Here is a 17,536-nt window from a genome sequence, read left to right on the forward strand (position 1 = left end):
CGCCATGGCCACCTCCAGCATGAAGGGCTGACCTCCTCCGATGCACCTGCCGCGCCAGCTCGGCCCGCTGCACGACCTGCCGTCCACCCCCGAGGCGTACGACGCGGTCCTCGCCGACGTCGTCGAACAGGCCCTGGCCCGCCTCACCCCCGAGGGCAACCTCGAACACCCCGACGCCGACGACGACATCGGCGACACCTCCCTCGGCGTCACCTCCCTGCTGGCCCTCGCCTGGCAGCGGTCCAAGGACCCGCGGCTGCCGGAGGCGGTGCGCCGCAGCCTCGCCTTCCATCTGCGCGAACGGGTCTACACCGAGGACAACCCCGGCTATCCGAACCTCACCGTTCGCGACTCCGGTCTCCCGTACGCCCGTTACGTCCTGGCGGCGGGCGCGCACCCGATCGGCGACTGGCCCAGCACGGTGTGGGCGCTGCTCCAGGCCGTGAACATCCTCGACCTCGCGGACGGCCTGGCCGACGACGGACAACGCGCCGAGCTCGTCGAGCTGGGCCGCGGTTACTGGCGCTGGCTGACCGAGGCCACCTTCTTCAATCCGCAGGAGGCCGGCAACCAGGCCATCGGGTGCGTGGTCGGCGGCCTGATGCTGGCACGGCACCTCCCGCCCGAGGAGGCGGAGCCGGTCCGCGAGCGGGCACTCGCCCTGTACACCGACAGGATCCGCGCCCACCGCGTCCTCGACCGGGGCGCGCTGCTGCCGCCCGAGCACGGCGGCGCCTACGACAACAACTACGGCCCGATCTCCCTGTCCTTCCTCGCCCAGGCCCACCGGATCAGCGGCGCGGAGATGTTCGCCGAGGACGGCGACGCGCTCGCCCGCTACCTCGACGCCCGCCTGCCGAACGGCGGCTTCGACAACGGCGGCCCCCGCTACAGCGAACAGCACTCCGGCTTCGAATCCGTTCTCGGGCTCCGCTACTTCGGCGCCCGGATCGGCTCCGACCTGGGGCGCTACCGAGGCGACACCAACTGGGGCCGGCACGCGGTCAAGCCGGACGGCGGGGTCGACGGGCACTTCGCCTGGATGCTGGTCTGGCAGATCCAGGACACCACCCCCTGGCACCGCGCCCCGTCGACGGCCCCGGCCCGCCACCAACTCCGCGCGGGTTCCGTGTCGGTGGCCTTCGACCACCGGATGACCCCGTCCCTGGTCGAGGCGGGCGGCACCTACTGCCTGCCGGCGGCGGTGAACCGGCAGCACGGCTTCGGCCCGGTCCTGGACGGCTTCCTGTACTGCCGGCCGATGGGCGAGGTCCGGGTCCGGGACCTGACCGCCGACGGCCTGACCGCCAAGCTGGTCAGCAAGCCGGTCGTGGGCCGCGACCAGGTGCTGCGTCATGTGCGCTCCCTGTACGTCACCGACGGCACCCGGCTGTGGGTGACGGTGGCCTTGCAGCGCCTCGACGGGACGCCGTACCTGCTGGCCGGGCTGCCGTACGCGGCGGACGACGGTGAACGGGTCCGCCGGGTCGCCGAGGGCGAGGTCGCCTCGGCGGGTGCCCTGCGCCTCACGCACCCCACCGGGCAGGGCGTGGACCACTTCGACGCGCGCGCCGAACTCACCCAGGAACAGGCCGCGTTCGCCCTCGCCGCCGACCCGCGCGGCTTCGGCAACCCGGACGAGGGCTGGCGCCACCTGGTCACCTCGACGGCGTACGAGGCCGAACCGGCGCCGGGCGCACCGGAGCACCTGCACGTGTTCGCCGTGCGGTACGGGCCCGGCGGTGACTTCACGCCGTCGTTCGAGGGCGACCTGACCGTGCACACCGACGCGTTCACGGCCGCCATCGGGGCCGAGGACGCCCACGGTGTGCCCGAACTGGCCCTCACCGCCTGCTGAGCGCTGCGCTGGAACTGCCGCGATGTGCCGTCTGCCGTCTGCGGCACCGTCGTGGCTGGTCGCGCCCACGCGGCGGTAGCCGCATATCGGATACGGCCCCGCGCCCCTTTGGGGCGCTGCCGCCGGGCCCGCTCAGGGCAGCGCCGTCTCCGGGACCACCAGGTCCGCCCGGTCCCGGGTGGCGGCGACCAGGTCGGCGTTGCGCTGGTCGGTGCCCGCGACCCAGGCCACGGCCGCCTCGTGGCCCTTGCCGAACGCCTCGTGCCGGGCGACCAGCCGCCGTACCCGCTCCGCCTCGTCGATCTCGCAGAACCACACCTCGTCAAGCGCCGGCCGCACCCGCGCCCACGAACCGTCCGCCAGCAGCAGGTAGTTGCCCTCCGTCACCACCAGCCGGGCCGTCGGCAGGACGGGGATCGCGCCCGCGAGCGGCTGTTCGAGGACCCGCTCGAAGCCCGGCGCGTACACCACGACGTCCGTCTCCGCGCGCAGTCGCCGCAGCAGCGCCGCGTACCCGGCCGCGTCGAAGGTCGCGGGCGCCCCCTTGCGGTCCCTGAGGCCGAGGCGGTCCAACTCGACGTCGGCCAGGTGGAAACCGTCCATCGGCACATGCGCGACCCACGGCTCACCGGCGCCGTTCAGCTCCCGCACCAGGTGTTCGGCCAGGGTCGTCTTGCCGGCACCGGGGCTGCCCGCGATGCCGAGGATCGCGCGCGGGGCCCGTCCGGCGAGTGAACGGGCGCGGTCGAGAAGGTCGTCGAAAGTCAGCGGCACGCAAAAAGTGTGACACCGGGCCCGGAATGTGGCGGGCGCCACCCCCTCGAAGCCGTCCGGTGGGGAAGATGCGGGTCATGACTGCACTCGGTCTGCCCGACACCATCCAGGCCTGTCTCTTCGATCTCGACGGGGTCGTCACCAGGACGGCCGTCGTGCACGCGGCGGCCTGGAAGGAGACCTTCGACGCCTTCCTGCGCGGCTACGACGGACAGCGGCCCTTCGACGCGGTCGCCGACTACGACGAGTACGTCGACGGCCGCCCCCGCGCCGACGGGGTCCGTTCCTTCCTCGACTCCCGGGGCATCCGCCTCCCCGAGGGCACCCCGGACGACCCACCGGACGCCCCGACCGTGCACGGCCTCGGCAACCGCAAGAACGAACTGCTGCTGGAGAAGATCCGCACCCAGGGGGTCGAGGCCTACGACGGCACCCTGCGCTATCTGGAGGCGGTCCGCGCGCACGGGCTGCGCACCGCGATCGTCTCCTCCAGCGCCAACTGCCGTGACGTGCTGCGCTCGATCGGCGCCGAGCACTTCTTCGACGTCCGCATCGACGGGGTCGTGGCGGCCGAGCGCCGGCTGCCCGGCAAGCCGCACCCGGACACCTTCCTGGCCGCCGCCCGCGACCTGGGGGTCGAACCCGCCGCGGCCGCTGTCTTCGAGGACGCCCTCGCCGGGATGGACGCGGGTCGCGCGGGCCGTTTCGGGTACGTCGTCGGCGTGGACCGCGTCGGACAGACCGACGCCCTGTACGCGCACGGCGCGGACACCGTCGTGAAGGACCTCGCCGAGCTGGGAGGCAAGGAGTGATCACCCACCGGTCGTACGCCGTGGAACCCTGGGCGGTCCGCGAGACGCAGCTCAACCTCGACGTGCTCGCGCAGAGCGAGTCGGTGTTCGCGCTCTCCAACGGGCACGTCGGCTGGCGCGGCAACCTCGACGAGGGCGAACCGCACGGCCTGCCGGGCAGCTATCTCAACGGCGTGCACGAGGTGCACCCGCTGCCGTACGCCGAGGCGGGCTACGGCTACCCGGAGTCCGGGCAGACCGTCATCAACATCACCAACGGCAAGATCCTGCGGCTGCTGGTCGACGACGAGCCCTTCGACCTGCGCTACGGCCGGCTCGTCGCCCATGAGCGGGTCCTCGACCTGCGCCGGGGCGTCCTGGAGCGGACCTGCGAGTGGACCTCGCCGGCCGGGTCCACCGTGCGGGTGCGTTCGACCCGGCTGGTGTCGCTGACCCAGCGGGCGATCGCCGCCGTCGCCTACGAGGTGGAGGCGGTCGACCGGCCCTGCCGGATCGTCATCCAGTCAGAGCTGGTCGCCAACGAGCAGCTGCCCGGGTCCAACGGCGATCCGCGTGCCGCGGTGGCGTTGGATTCGGTGCTGGAGCAGGAGGACAACTTCGCCTCCGGGCACCGGCTGCGGATGGTGCACCGCACCCGGCGCAGCGGCCTGCGGGTCGCGGTCGCCGCCGACCACACGGTCTCCGGCCCCGAGCGGACCTCGGCCCGCGCCGAGAGCGGCGTGGACGTGGCCCGGCTGACCGTCACCTCCGTGCTGGAGCCCGGACAGGCGCTGCGGGTAGAGAAGTTCGTCGCCCACGGCTGGTCCGGGGTGCGCTCGCTGCCTGCCATGGCCGACCAGGTGGACGCGGCGCTCGCGGCCGCGGCCCACGAGGGCTGGCAGGGGCTGGCCGACGACCAGCGCGGCTATCTGGACGACTTCTGGTCCCGCGCCGACGTGGAGGTGGACGGCGACGAGGAGGTCCAGCAGGCCGTCCGCTTCGCCCTCTTCCACGTCCTCCAGGCCGGGGCCCGCGCCGAACAGCGGGCGATACCCGCCAAGGGCCTCACCGGCTCCGGATACGACGGGCACGCCTTCTGGGACACCGAGATGTTCGTGCTGCCCGTCCTCACCCACACCGCCCCCGGCGCCGTCGCCGAGGCCCTGCGCTGGCGGCACAACACCCTGCCCGCCGCCCGCGAACGCGCAGCCCAGCTCGGTCTGGACGGGGCCGCGTTCCCCTGGCGGACCATCGCCGGCTCGGAAGGCTCCGCCTACTGGCCGGCCGGCACCGCCGCCTTCCACGTCAACGCCGACGTCGCCGACGCGGTGGTCCGCTACGTCGCCGCCACCGGCGACACCGACTTCGAACGGGACACCGGCGTCGAACTGCTCGTGGAGACCGCCCGGCTGTGGCGCTCGCTCGGCCACCACGACAGCCGCGGCGCCTTCCACATCGACGGTGTCACCGGCCCCGACGAGTACAGCGCGGTCGCCGACGACAACACGTACACCAACCTGATGGCGCGGGCGAACCTGCTGGCCGCCGCCGACGCCGTCGAACGCCATCCGCGGCAGGCGGCCCGGCTCGGCGTCGACGCGGAGGAGAGCGCCGCCTGGCGGGACGCGGCCGAGTCCGTGCACATCCCCTACAATCACGAGCTGGGCGTCCACGAGCAGCACGCCGGGTTCACCCGCTACCAGCGCTGGGACTTCCAGAACACCCGCCCCGACCAGTACCCGCTGCTCCTGAACTTCCCCTACTTCGACCTCTACCGCAAACAGGTCGTCAAACAGGCCGACCTGGTGCTGGCGATGTACACCTGCGAGGCGTACTTCGACGAGGAGCACATCGCCCGCAACTTCGCCTACTACGAGCCGCTGACGGTACGCGACTCCTCCCTGTCCGCCTGCTGCCAGGCCGTCGTCGCCGCCCAGGCCGGGCACCTGACGCTCGCCCACGCCTACACGGCCGAGGCCGCACTGATGGACCTCGACGACCTGGAGCACAACACCCGCGACGGACTGCACATCGCCTCGCTCGCCGGCACCTGGATGGCACTGGTGGCCGGCTTCGGCGGGCTGCGCCACTACGACGACGGGGCCCGGTTCGCCCCCCGGCTGCCGGAGCGGCTGCGGAGGCTGGCCTTCAGCCTGCAGCTGCGGGACAGCAGACTCCGGGTGGAGATCGGCGCCGACAAGGCGACGTACACCTTGGTCGACGGCCCACCGCTGACCGTGTACCACCACGGGGAGCCGGTGACGGTCGGCACGGAGAGCCCGGCGGTGCGGGCGGTGCCGCCGACGAGGCCGGGACCGGCACCGGGCCAACCGCTGCACCGGGCACCGAACCGGCCGACCTGAGCTACAGCGCCCCGTCAGGGGCGCGGGGAACTGCGCGATCAGCCACAGTCAACCGGCACTTCGCAACGCATCCGGACCCCAACGGCGCAATCGGTCGTCCGCGCCGCCGTCGTGGCTTGTCGCGCAGTTCCCCGCGCCCCCAAAAGGAAGGGGCGCCTTAAGTGAGGACGTTCCACAGCAGGCCCACCAGATCGCTCGTCGCGTCCGCCGAGAACAGTGCGGCCAGTGCGCCGAGGGCGAGAACGGCCGCCGCGGCCGGCCAGAGGTGCGGGGGCGGACTCGTCTGCAGCGCGGCGATGCGGCGCGTGACCGCGCGGTCCGTGAAGTTGAGGGCGCAGGCCGGGCGCGCGGCCCGCCCGGCGCTGAGCGCCGCCCGGGCCAGCGCCCGGGCGGTGGTGCCGCGGTCCCCGACCTCGGTCGCCGCCTGCTCGTCCGCCCACCGCTCCACCAGGAAGGTCACGGCGGACCGGACCGGGCCGAGCAGCGGGTTGGCGGCCGCGGCGAGCGTCACCGCCGTCACCAGGCGGCCGTGCCGGTGCCGCAGATGGGCCCGTTCGTGGGCCAGCAGCACCCGCCGCTCCGCCGGTGCCAGCGCACCCAGCATCGCCGAGGTGACCAGGATGCGGCCCGGTCGGCCCGGGATCGCGAACGCCTGCGGCACCTCGCAGGCGGCCACCACCAGCTCGGTGTCCCGCGGATGCCCCTCGCACAGCCGCCGCAGCGCCCGCCGGGTGCGCCGCTCGGCCCGCACCGCCCGCTGCACCCGCCAGACCACCAGGGCCAGCGCGAGACACGCGGCGACGCCGATCACCTCGGGCACCGGGTCGGCCAGCGGACGGCCGTCCTCATGGGCCTCCCGGACCACCGGCGGGGCGTCGCCCAGCAGGGCCGTCGTCAGGAGGATCAGAGACCAGGTGGCCGCGGCCGCGGTGAGCACGGCGGCGGACGCCAAGACGCGTGCCGCCAGCGCGGGGGCCATCCGGCGGCCGACCACCGGGCTGACCAGCGGCAGCAGCAGGGAGACCAGCAGCGGGGTGTAGACGTCGAACCTCATGCGCCGCCTCCGGCGAACAGGTTCCGCAGCGCCCGCTCCTCCTCCGGGCTCAGCCCGGACACGAACTGCTGGAGCGCGGCGATCGGGTCCGGGCCCCGGTCCAGGGCCTCGTGCATGGCCTCGGCGGTCAGCTCGGCCGCGTTCTTCGCGGGCCGGTACGCACCGCGCCGCCCGTCGGCGTCCCGCAGAACGAGCCCCTTGTCGTACAGCCGCTTCAGGATCGTGTGGACCGTGTTGTACGCGAGCCCGCCGCCGATCTCGCTCTGGATCTCGGCCGGGGTCAACGGGCGTTCGGTCGACCACAAGGCTGCCAGGACCTCGCTCTCCAGCTCTCCGGCGCTGCGCCGCTCCGCCCTGCCGCGGGACCCTGTGCCAGCCATGGCTCAACCTTACAGCGCGTAGTGCCGCCGTTCGTATGGCCGTACCCGCGCTGCCTCCACCGGTAAGTCCGGTTAGTTTGTCAGTGTTTGTCCCTCAGTCCATGGAGGGTCCTGCGCGCCGCAGGGGAACAGGGGTGGGTGCCTCGATGGTCCCGAACGTGAACGCCACGCCCGTCCTGGGCCGCCGAGGACTCTACTGGCAGAGCGGTGTCTGTCTCGTGCTGCTGCTCGGCCTGGGCTGGCTGGTCCGGCGGCACTGGCCGGCCGTGGCGCACGGGGCCGACCGGCTCGCCGTCGCCGACCAGGGGTGGCTGCTGGTGGCGGCCGTGGCGGCGGTCGGCACCTGGGCGTCCTCCGCGCTCGCCCAGCAGGGCGCGGTCACCCGCCGGCTGCCCGGCGGGCGGCTGGTCGCCGTGCAGTTCGCCGCCTCGGCCGCCAACCACGTACTGCCCGCCGGGCTCGGCGCGGGTGCGGTGAACCTGCGGTTCCTGATGCGCTGCGGACTTCCGGCGGGCCGCGGTGCCTCCGCCCTCGCGGTCAAGGCGGCCGCCGGCGCGGTGGTGCGGCTGGCCCTCGTCGCCGTCCTCGCCCCCGCGTGCCCGGGGCTGCTGCGGCTCCCGCACGTGTCCGTGGCCGCACTCCTCGCCGTCTCCGCGGCGGTCGTCGTGGTCCTCGTCCTGCTCGGGGCCCGGATGTGGTCCCGCTGCCGGGGCGCGGTGGCCGCCGTGACCGCCGACATCCGGGCCCTGCACGCCCGTCCGGTCCGCGCGGCCGCGCTGTGGGGCGGTTCACTCGCCTTCGCCGGGCTGCACGCGCTGGTCCTCATCGCCGTGTCCCGGGCCGTCGGGCTGCCGTTGTCCCCGGCCCGGGTGGCGCTGCTCTACCTCGCCGCCAGCGGCGCCGCGGCGCTGCTGCCCACCCCGGGCGGACTCGGCTCGCTCGACGCGGCCCTCGCGCTCGCCCTCACCGCCTCCGGAACCCCGGCCGCCGCGGCCGCCTCCGCCGTGCTCGGCTACCGACTGCTGACCGTGTGGCTGCCGCTGCTGCCGGGCCTGCTGGTGCTCGGGGTGCTGATCCGCCGCCGGGCGCTGTGACCGGGCGGGCGTTTCCCGGCGGCCCGCATCAGGTAGGAGTCAGATGTCGTCGGCCGACAGGAGGGGGACTGGTATGCCGGAGAACGACACCGGGGGCCGGCTGGGGGAGGAGTTCTTCGCGCCGGGGACCTCGTCCTTCGCCCGGTTCCTCGCCGCCCACCGGCCCGGACTGCTGCCCACCCGCAGCCCGTTGCCCCCGGGCACGGTCGCGGCGCCCGACGCCTTCCCGCACGGCACCACCGTCCTCGCCCTCGCCTACCGCGACGGCGTGCTGATCGCCGGCGACCGCCGGGCCACCATGGGCAACCTCATCGCCCAGCGCGACCTGGAGAAGGTGCACCCCGCGGACGACCACACGGCGGTCGCCTTCGCCGGCACGGTCGGGCTCGCCCTCGACATGGTCAAGCTCTTCCAGGTCGAACTGACCCACTTCGAGAAGATCGAGGGCATCCCCATGACCCTCGACGGCAAGGCCCGCCGGCTCGCCGCGATGATCCGCGAGAACCTCGGCCAGGCCATGCAGGGGCTCGCCGTCGTCCCCCTGCTCGCCGGTTACGACCCCAAGGCGCCGGAGGGGGAACGCGGCCGCATCTTCAGCTTCGACGTCGCCGGCGGCCTCTACGAGAAGCGCGCGTTCCACGCCGAGGGCAGCGGCTCGCCGTACGCCGGAGGCGCCCTGAAGAAGCTGTACCGCGCCGGCCTCACCCGCCGCGAGGCTGCCCTGGCCGCACTTCAGGCGCTCTACGACGCGGCCGACGACGACTCGGCGACCGGCGGCCCCGACCTCAACCGCCGTATCTTCCCGGTGGTCTCGGTCATCACGGAGGACGGCTTCGAACGGCTGCCGGAGCCCGAGACGGCGGACCTGACCCGGGAGATGGTCGACCAGCGCCGCACCCGCCCGGACGGACCCGGCGCCACATCCTGACTCACGACGTGGTCACCGGTCTCTCCGGCACGCCGTCCGGCGCCCCCGCCTCCGGAACCCACCGGGCCGCCACGCACGCCCAGACCCCGAGCCACCCGACCGCGAACAGCCAGCCGCCGATCACGTCGGTGCACCAGTGCACGCCGAGGAACACCCGGGTGGCCCCGACGGCGAGCCCCCAGCAGGCGACGGCCACGCACCACGGCGTACGGCCGTGCGGGGCCCTCGACCGGATCGCGAGGATCAGCACGCCGGCGGCCAGCGCGGCCGTGGTGCTGTGGCCGGAGGGGAACGACCAGCCGGAGGCGGACGTCTGCCAGTCGGCCTGCGGCGGCCGGGCCCGGCCGATCAGCTCCATCAGGGCGCTGCGGGCGGCCTGGCCCAGGGCGAGGCAGGCCGCGCCGAGCAGCGCGGCGACCAGCCGCTGCCGCCGGGTGCGGCCCACGACCAGCCCGGCCGCCACGACCAGGGCGTACGGCACGACCCCGGTGCCGGTCGCGGTGACCCCCCGGGCCACGGCCACCGCCACGTCCGGCCGGTGCGCGAGGGACCAGGCCAGCAGCGTGCGGTCCAGGCCGAACGGGGCGCCGTGCCGGCCGGTCACGACCAGGGCCAGCACCGCGAACGCCGCCCAGGCCCCGAACGCGACGCTCCCCGCGAACTCCGCGGTCCTCCTGCGTTCCATGACCCCGACGACGGCCCTTTCCGGTGACTGTGAAGATCTGGCGACTACGAAGATGTAGACGGTCTACCCGAATGTAGACGATCGGCGTCCCGTCGGCGTTCCCGTGCGTGCGCGACCGTGTCCGGTCGCGGCCTTTGCCGCACCATTACCAGTTCATGACCGACTGACTACATGGGTGTAGTCATCATGGTCGGCGGAGTAAGGCATGCCTTCACTAAGTTCGAGCCAAGGGGCGGGGACGGGCCTGCCGGGGAGGGCTGTGGCGGATGTGGGACGACGCGTTTCCTAGTTTCCTGATCGGGCTGAGGGAAGGTCTCGAGGCCGGGCTGATCGTCTCGATCCTCGTCGCCACGCTGGTGCGGGCCGGGGTCAGGAACCGGCTGTCGCAGGTGTGGACGGGTGTGCTGGCCGCGATCGCGCTGGCGATGAGCTTCGGCGCGGTCCTCACCTTCACCGCCGCCTCCCTCTCCGCGACCGCTCAGGAGGCCTTCGGCGGCACCCTCAGCGTGATCGCGGTCGCCTTCGTCACCGCGATGGTCTTCTGGATGCGCCGCTCGGCCCGCAGCCTCGCCGGCGAGATCAAGGAGAAGGTCACCGGTGCCCTGGCCATGGGCTCCGGCGTGCTGATCCTGACCTCGTTCCTCGCGGTCGGCCGCGAGGGCCTGGAGACCGCGCTGTTCCTGTGGACCACCGCCCGGGCGGCCGGCGAGTCCGCGGGCCCCCTGGCCGGCGCCGGGATCGGCCTGGTCCTGGCGGCCGGTCTGTGCTGGGGCCTGTACCGACGCGTGCTGAAGATCAACCTCACGAGGTTCTTCACCTACACGGGCGCCGTCCTGATCGTGATCGCGGCCGGCGTCCTCGGCTACGGACTGCGCGACCTCCAGGAGGGCGGCGTCCTCCCGGGCAACACGGCCTACGCCGTCGACCTCAGCAGCCACATCGACGCGGGCTCCTGGTACAGCACCCTGCTCCAGGGCGTCCTCAACATCACGCCGACGATGACCTGGCTGCAGGTCATCGGGTACCTCGGCTATCTGGCCGTCGTCATGACGCTGTTCGTACGCGGAGTGCGGACGTCCGCACCGAAGCCGGCCGCCGAGCGGAAAGCGCCGACCGCCACCGCAGACCGGGCGGAGCCGGAACCGGGCCCGAAGCCCGCCGGGGGGCCGTGGCGTCGGCCCGCCTGGGTCGTGCCCGTCGCCGTGGTCGCCGTCCCCGCCGTGGTCGCCGGGCTCGTCGTCGCCTTCGCCCGGCCCAAGCCGAGCGGCGGGCAGACCGTCGCCGTCTCCGAGACCGAGTGCGGAAAGGGCTTCACCGCACCGAAGCCTGGCCGGCAGACCTTCCAGATGCAGAACACCGGCAGCAGGACCTCCGAGGTGTACCTGATCGACCCGGGCACCAACGCGGTCTACGGCGAGGTCGAGGGCCTCGCCCCCGGCACCACCCGCGATCTGGTCGCCACGGTGGCCGGCGGCACCTACGCCTGGCGCTGTGTCCCCTCCAGCGGCAAGGCGGTCACCTCGCAGTCCGTCACCGTCAGCGGCGGCGGAGGCAGCACCAAGGCGGTCGTACCGGTCTCCGAGAACGACCTGGCGGCACCGCTGACGGCGTACAAGGCGTACGTCGAGCAGGGCCTGGCCACCCTCGTCACGCAGGCCCGCACGCTCGACGCCGACATCGCGGGCAACCACCTCGCCAAGGCCCGCACCGACTGGCTGACCGCCCACCTCACCTACTCCTCCCTCGGCGCCGCCTACGGCACCTTCGAGGACTTCGACAAGAAGATCAACGGCCGCGCCGACGGCCTCCCCGGCGGGGTCGCCGACCAGGACTTCGCCGGGTTCCACCGGGTCGAGTACGGGCTGTGGCACGCGCAGACCGCCGGGCAGCTGAAGGCTCCGGCCCAGGCGCTCGTCGACGCGGCGACCGGGCTCCAGAAGGCGTTCCCCGCCCAGGACTTCGACCCCGGCGACCTGCCGCTGCGCGCCCACGAGATCCTGGAGAACACCCTCCAGTTCGAGCTGACCGCCGACACCGACGAGGGCAGCGGCACCAACCTCGCCACCGCGAACGCCAACCTCGCCGGCACCGGCGAGCTGCTGACCGTACTGCGGCCGCTGCTGGCCACCCGCGCGCCCAAGCTGCTGCCGACCGTCGACGCGGACATCGCCCGCCTGCAGAAGCTCCTGGACGCCGAGCATCAGGGCGCGAGCTGGACCCCGGTCGAGCAGCTCGACACCGTCACCCGGCAGCGGATCGCCGGCGCCACCGGACAGCTCCTGGAGGACCTCGCCCCGGTGCCGGACCTCCTGGAGATCAGGAAGTCCGCCTGATGAACCCCGCAGAGCACCCGCACCCGTACGACGAAGGGAACCCTCCGATGTCCGCTGCCGACACCCCGTCCTGCCCGATGGGCACGGGCCGCCGCTCCTTCGTGCGGACCGCGCTGGGCGCCGGGGCCGCGGGCGCGGTCCTGGCCGGCGGCGGCTTCGCGCTGAGCCAGGCCGGCGGCACCGTCGAGGCCCAGGCCGCCGACGCGACCGGCACCACCAAGGTCCCCTTCCACGGCACCCACCAGGCCGGCATCCTCACCCCGGCCCCGGCCGCCGCCACCTTCGTCTCCCTCGACGTCATCGCCGACGACCGGCAGGGGCTCACCGACCTGCTGAAGACGATCACCGAGCGGGCCCGCTTCCTCACCTCCGGCGGCACCCCCGAGGACCTCGGTGTCGGCGCGCCGCCCGCCGACAACGGCATCCTCGGCCCCGAGGTCCCCTCCGACGCGCTCACCGTCACCGTCGGCGTCGGCGCCTCCCTGTTCGACGACCGCTACGGCCTCGCCAAGGCCCGCCCGGCCCGGCTGACCCCGATGCGGACCTTCCCGAACGACAACCTCAACGCGGCCGAGTGCCACGGCGACCTCTCCCTCCAGATCTGCGCCGACAGCACGGACACCGTGCTGCACGCCCTGCGCGACATCGCCAAGCACACCCGCGGCGCCATGCAGATCAAGTGGCGGATCGACGGCTTCCAGAACGCCCCCCGGCCGACCGGAGCCCAGCGCAACCTGCTCGGCTTCAAGGACGGCATCGCCAATCCGGACGTCACCTCGGCCCGCGAGACCGACCGGCTGATCTGGGTCGGGGAGGGCCAGGGCGAACCGGCCTGGACGACGGGCGGCAGCTACCAGGTGATCCGGATCATCCGGATGCTCGTCGAGTTCTGGGACCGGGTCTCGCTGAGCGAGCAGGAGCTGATGTTCGGCCGCCGCAAGGACACCGGCGCCCCCCTGGACGGTGCCAAGGAGGCCGACATCCCCCACTACGCCCAGGATCCTGAGGGCAATGCGATCCCGCTGGACGCCCACATCCGGCTCGCCAACCCGCGCACCTCCAAGACCGACAGCACCCGCATCCTGCGCCGCGGCTACAACTACGACCGGGGCGTCGACAGCGTCGGCAACCTCGACATGGGCCTGGCCTTCTGCTGCTACAACCAGGACGTCAAGCGGCAGTTCGAGGCCACCCAGACCCGGCTGATCGACGAGCCCCTCGTCGACTACATCTCCCCGACCGGCGGCGGCTACTTCTTCGCCCTCCCGGGCGTGAAGAACACCAAGGACTGGCTGGGGAGCGGACTGCTGGGGGCCTGACCACCGGACAGGCCTTTACCTTCTCATGGCATTCTCTTGGTGAAGGCCTGTCGCGGGCCTTGCTGCGAACGATGTGCAAGTACGGGAGGATGGCACAAGGCTGCCCATGGCAGCTGCCCATCGCTCGACCGAAGGATGTCACCTCCCGATGACGGCCGCCCCTGGTTCCGCTCCGTCCCTCCCCGCCCAGGCCGAGAACAAGCGCTCGGCCTGGCGCCGTGTCCGGGGCTCCATGACCCGGCAGGAGTGGATCAGGGTCGGCGGGATGGCCGGCTTCGTGCTCGCGCTGCACGTCATCGGCTGGGGCGCGCTGGTCGGGATCATCGCCCCGCAGCACTTCAGCGTGGGCACTGCATCTGCCGGAGAATCGGCGGACTTCGGTATCGGCATCGGCGTGACCGCCTACACCCTGGGCATGCGGCACGCCTTCGACGCCGACCACATCGCGGCCATCGACAACACCACCCGCAAGCTGATGGGCGAGGGGCAGCGCCCGCTGTCGGTCGGCTTCTGGTTCTCCCTCGGCCACTCCAGCATCGTCTTCGGCCTCTCCCTGCTGCTCTCGTTCGGCATGAAGGCCCTGGCCGGACCGGTCCAGGACGACGGATCGCACCTCCACGAGGTCACCGGCCTCATCGGAACGACGGTCTCCGGCACTTTCCTCTACCTCATCGCCGGCATCAACCTCGTCATCCTGGCCGGCATCTGGAAGGTCTTCCGGCAGATGCGCTCCGGCGCCTACGACGAGGCCGCCCTGGAGACCCAGCTCAACAACCGCGGCTTCATGAACCGTTTCCTCGGCCGGGTCACCGGCTCGATCCGCAAGCCCTGGCAGATGTACCCGCTCGGCCTGCTGTTCGGCCTCGGCTTCGACACCGCCACCGAGATCGCCCTGCTGGTCCTCGCCGGCTCCGGCGCCGCCTCCGGCCTGCCCTGGTACGCCATCCTCACCCTGCCGGTGCTCTTCGCGGCCGGGATGTCGCTCCTGGACACCATCGACGGCTCGTTCATGAACTTCGCCTACGAGTGGGCGTTCTCCAAGCCGGTCCGCAAGGTCTACTACAACCTCACCATCACCGGCCTGTCCGTGGCCGTCGCCCTGATCATCGGCACCGTGGAACTCCTCGGCCTCCTCGCCGACAAGATGGACCTGCACGGCTTCTTCTGGGACTGGGTCGCCGGGCTCGACCTCAACACCGTCGGCTTCGTCATCGTCGGCCTCTTCTTCGCCACCTGGGCCATCGCCCTGCTGATCTGGAAGGCCGGCCGCATCGAGGAGAAGTGGACGGCGGGCCTGAGCCCCCGAACCGCCGAGCAGACCGAGGGCTGAGCGCTCCGCTGGAAGTGCCGCGATTCGCCGTGTGTCGACTGCGGCGCCGTCGTGGCTGGTCGCGCCCACGCGGCGGAGCCGCATATTGATACGGGCCCGCGCCCCTTCAGGGCGCTCATCAACCGCGTACCTTCAGGTCCGCCCGCCACTTGATGATCTGCTTCTCCGCGTCGCCGGTGTACGACCAGGGCGTGCGGGTGGCCCGTCGCCCCATGAGTCGCAGCAGGTCCGTGGCGAGGTCCGTGACGCCCGCCTGGCAGGCCGCGTGTGTCAGGTAGTTGAGGTCACGCAGCTCGCCCGGGGCGACCGGGGCGTCTTCGCGCTGGGCGATCCAGCGCTCCCAGGTGCGCCGGACGTCGCTGACCGCGCCGTCGTGCTTCCAGTGCTGGCTGAGTGCGACCGCGTTCTGCTGGCCCTGGGCCGCGTCCAGGGCGTACCGGAACTCCTCGACGCGGGCGTACTGCACCAGGACGGGCAGTGCGCAGCCCGGCGGGGCGACCCCGGCCGCGTCCCGGGCGAAGTCGTACATCAGGCCGTGCGTGCCGTGCCAGCGGGCGGAGTAGTAGTGGAGCACCTGGAGGTGGCCCTCCACGTTGTACGGGTCGCGCCGGTGCAACTCGTCCCACCAGCGGGCGAGTTCCTGCCGGCGCACCCCGGTGGGATACAGCCGGGCCACCGAGATCAGGGAGACCCAGGGGGTCGGGTCCGGCGGGTACGCCTCGGCGGCCGCCAGGCAGGCCAGCACGGCGGTGTCGATCCTGGACCGGTCGATCGGGACGCCCCGGCCCGCCGAGATGGCCAGGGTGAAGGCCCGGGCCGTCTCGGTCGCCGCGCGCAGCACCAGCGCGTCGGCGCCGTGCGGCTCGGCGGCCAGCCAGGACTCCGCCGTCGAGTTGCCCGCGCAGGCCTGCGCCAGCAGCCGTACCCGGTGTCCCCGGACCAGCCAGTCCGGGCCGGTGGCCCGCAGCAGGTCCCTAAGGCCCTGCCAGCGGCCGATGACGATGTCCTGTCGGGCCGAGGTGAGGGACTCGTCCCCGCAGTCCGGGTCGAAGTCGGGGGCGAAGCGGTCGCGCGCCATCGGACTCCTGCCTCAGAAATCCGTGGGGAGGCCTTCGTAAGCCCGGGCATGTTCGCTGACGTGTTCGTCGGGGACGTAGTCGGCCTCGACCGTGCGGGTGGCGTCCAGCCTGGCCGGCCGGTAGTAGTCGCTGCCCTGCTTCCAGTACCAGAGCATCGGGATCAGGCCGACGGCCAGGCCGCCGATGCCGATCGCGATCGCCGCGCTGCTCAGCTCGCCCAGCGACTCCACGAAGATCCAGAACATGAACAGCGCGCCGCACAGCGGCCACAGCCCGCCGAGCAGGAAGTTGCCCGCCGACTTGAACAGCATCTTGCGGTAGGCCACCACCACCGCGAGGCCGGCGAGCCCGTAGTAGACGGCGATCTGGAGGCCGATGGCCGAGATGGCGTCGGAGAGGATCTCACCCACCGAACCCAGCGCGTTGGAGGCGATGAACATCGCCAGCGCCACTCCGCCGACCACGGCGATCGCCACGTGCGGGGTGTTCCAGGTGCGGTGCACCTTGCCCAGCGCGGCCGGCATCGTACGGTCCCGGCCCATCGCGAACAGCGAGCGGGTGACCTGGATGAGGGTCGTCTCCAGGGTGGCGATGGTGGACAGCATCACGGCGACGATGAGCAGCTTGCCGCCCCAGCCCGGCCAGATCTCCTCGCCCAGCACGCCAAGGACGTTGGCGTCGTTCGCCGCGATCTGGTCCGCGGACAGGATGACGTTCACGGCGATGGTGAACACCTCGAACAGGGCGAAGACGATGCCGACGCCGATCAGGCCGGCAAGTCCGGTCGTACGGCGGGAGTTGCGGGTCTCCTCGCTGAGGTTGCTGGTGACGTCCCAGCCCCAGTAGTAGAAGGCGGCGATCAGCGCGCCCGAGGCGAAGCCGGAGACGCCGTCGAAGTGGGAGAAGCCGAGCCAGGACCAGTCGAAGGTGCGGGCCGTGCCGGTGTGGAAGAGGGCCAGCACCACGAAGAGCAGCAGGATCGCCAGCTCGATGCCGGACATCAGCAGCTGGGCGCGCACGGTGAGGCGGGCGCCGCCGAGCACCACCACCAGCATGACCAGGAACCAGGCGGCCCCGACCACCGTCGACAGCGCCACGTTGTCGGCGAGGCCCGAGTCGAACAGGGACAGCGTCATCGACCCGGCGGGCAGTGAGCCGGCCACCATGAAGATGGTCGCGGACACCACCAGCGCCCAGCCGCTGATGAAGCCGAGGAAGGGGTGCAGGGTGCGGCCGACCCAGGAGTAGCTCGCGCCCGCGTTCACGTCGATACGGCCCAGGTAGCTGAAGGCGAGCGCGATGCCCAGCATCGGTATCGCACACCACAGCAGGGCGGCCGGACTGGCCAGGCCCACCGCCCCGACCAGCACCGCGGTGGTCGCGGCCAGCGAGTACGCCGGTGCGCTGCCCGCGATGGCCATGACCACCGTGTCGAACGTGCCGAGGGCGTTGGCCTGCAGCCCTCTGCCCCTGTTGTTGCTCATAGGTTGTGCTGCTTTCCGGTCGTGCACGGCGCACAGGAGTGCAGGCCCGCGGCGGTACGGGTGG

General features: G+C 72.6%; 14 protein-coding genes. 8 read left to right on the plus strand and 6 right to left on the minus strand.

Annotation, left to right across the window (positions count from 1 at the left end):
• The first annotated feature begins 40 nt into the window (after nucleotides 1-40).
• Nucleotides 41-1,858, plus strand: coding sequence for a hypothetical protein (locus SSP29_RS27625; protein WP_089103520.1), 1,818 nt, complete (start codon nucleotides 41-43; stop codon nucleotides 1,856-1,858).
• A 132-nt stretch (nucleotides 1,859-1,990) separates the two neighbouring features.
• Here SSP29_RS27625 and SSP29_RS27630 read toward each other — a convergent pair whose 3' ends face one another.
• The gene (locus SSP29_RS27630) at nucleotides 1,991-2,632 is read right to left on the minus strand and encodes a nucleoside/nucleotide kinase family protein (RefSeq protein ID WP_089103521.1); all 642 of its coding nucleotides are present in this window, start codon (nucleotides 2,630-2,632) and stop codon (nucleotides 1,991-1,993) included.
• A 77-nt stretch (nucleotides 2,633-2,709) separates the two neighbouring features.
• Between SSP29_RS27630 and SSP29_RS27635 the strand changes: the two genes are divergently transcribed.
• Nucleotides 2,710-3,444 (plus strand): beta-phosphoglucomutase family hydrolase, encoded by a 735-nt coding sequence (locus SSP29_RS27635; protein WP_089103784.1) that lies wholly within the window; start codon nucleotides 2,710-2,712, stop codon nucleotides 3,442-3,444.
• The gene (locus tag SSP29_RS27640; protein ID WP_089103522.1) at nucleotides 3,441-5,786 is read left to right on the plus strand and encodes a glycoside hydrolase family 65 protein; all 2,346 of its coding nucleotides are present in this window, start codon (nucleotides 3,441-3,443) and stop codon (nucleotides 5,784-5,786) included. Before SSP29_RS27635 ends, SSP29_RS27640 begins: the two co-directional genes overlap by 4 nt.
• A gap of 157 nt (nucleotides 5,787-5,943) precedes the next feature.
• Here SSP29_RS27640 and SSP29_RS27645 read toward each other — a convergent pair whose 3' ends face one another.
• Nucleotides 5,944-6,840: a M56 family metallopeptidase gene (locus SSP29_RS27645; RefSeq protein ID WP_089103523.1), complete on the minus strand. Its 897-nt coding sequence runs from the start codon at nucleotides 6,838-6,840 to the stop codon at nucleotides 5,944-5,946.
• Complete coding sequence (locus SSP29_RS27650; RefSeq protein WP_089103524.1) at nucleotides 6,837-7,220, minus strand: BlaI/MecI/CopY family transcriptional regulator; 384 nt, start codon at nucleotides 7,218-7,220, stop codon at nucleotides 6,837-6,839. The genes SSP29_RS27645 and SSP29_RS27650 overlap by 4 nt, the downstream gene beginning before the upstream one ends.
• 146 nt (nucleotides 7,221-7,366) lie before the next feature.
• Here SSP29_RS27650 and SSP29_RS27655 point away from each other — a divergent pair, with 146 nt between their 5' ends.
• Nucleotides 7,367-8,314, plus strand: a complete 948-nt coding sequence (locus tag SSP29_RS27655) for a lysylphosphatidylglycerol synthase domain-containing protein (RefSeq protein WP_089103785.1) — start codon at nucleotides 7,367-7,369, stop codon at nucleotides 8,312-8,314.
• A 73-nt stretch (nucleotides 8,315-8,387) separates the two neighbouring features.
• Nucleotides 8,388-9,242: a proteasome subunit beta gene (gene prcB, locus SSP29_RS27660; protein ID WP_089103525.1), complete on the plus strand. Its 855-nt coding sequence runs from the start codon at nucleotides 8,388-8,390 to the stop codon at nucleotides 9,240-9,242.
• Nucleotide 9,243: 1 nt separating this feature from the next.
• Here the strand turns inward: prcB and SSP29_RS27665 are convergent, their stop codons facing one another.
• Nucleotides 9,244-9,927, minus strand: a complete 684-nt coding sequence (locus SSP29_RS27665) for a phosphatase PAP2 family protein (protein WP_089103526.1) — start codon at nucleotides 9,925-9,927, stop codon at nucleotides 9,244-9,246.
• A 266-nt stretch (nucleotides 9,928-10,193) separates the two neighbouring features.
• Here SSP29_RS27665 and efeU point away from each other — a divergent pair, with 266 nt between their 5' ends.
• The 3 genes from efeU (at nucleotide 10,194) to nicT (ending at nucleotide 14,909) form a co-directional block, all read left to right on the plus strand.
• Nucleotides 10,194-12,260, plus strand: coding sequence for an iron uptake transporter permease EfeU (gene efeU, locus SSP29_RS27670; protein ID WP_089103527.1), 2,067 nt, complete (start codon nucleotides 10,194-10,196; stop codon nucleotides 12,258-12,260).
• A gap of 47 nt (nucleotides 12,261-12,307) precedes the next feature.
• Nucleotides 12,308-13,579, plus strand: coding sequence for an iron uptake transporter deferrochelatase/peroxidase subunit (efeB, locus tag SSP29_RS27675; protein ID WP_089103786.1), 1,272 nt, complete (start codon nucleotides 12,308-12,310; stop codon nucleotides 13,577-13,579).
• 148 nt (nucleotides 13,580-13,727) lie between these two features.
• The gene (gene nicT / locus SSP29_RS27680) at nucleotides 13,728-14,909 is read left to right on the plus strand and encodes a Nickel transporter NicT (protein WP_174856015.1); all 1,182 of its coding nucleotides are present in this window, start codon (nucleotides 13,728-13,730) and stop codon (nucleotides 14,907-14,909) included.
• Nucleotides 14,910-15,027: 118 nt separating this feature from the next.
• Here the strand turns inward: nicT and SSP29_RS27685 are convergent, their stop codons facing one another.
• Nucleotides 15,028-15,987, minus strand: coding sequence for a hypothetical protein (locus SSP29_RS27685; RefSeq protein WP_089103528.1), 960 nt, complete (start codon nucleotides 15,985-15,987; stop codon nucleotides 15,028-15,030).
• A gap of 12 nt (nucleotides 15,988-15,999) precedes the next feature.
• Nucleotides 16,000-17,472 carry an APC family permease gene (locus SSP29_RS27690; RefSeq protein WP_089103529.1) on the minus strand — a complete coding sequence of 491 codons (1,473 nt, stop codon included), beginning with the start codon at nucleotides 17,470-17,472 and terminating at the stop codon, nucleotides 16,000-16,002.
• Nucleotides 17,473-17,536: the final 64 nt, after the last annotated feature.

Source organism: Streptomyces hyaluromycini, from assembly GCF_002217755.1.
Taxonomy (GTDB): Bacteria; Actinomycetota; Actinomycetes; order Streptomycetales; family Streptomycetaceae; genus Streptomyces; species Streptomyces hyaluromycini.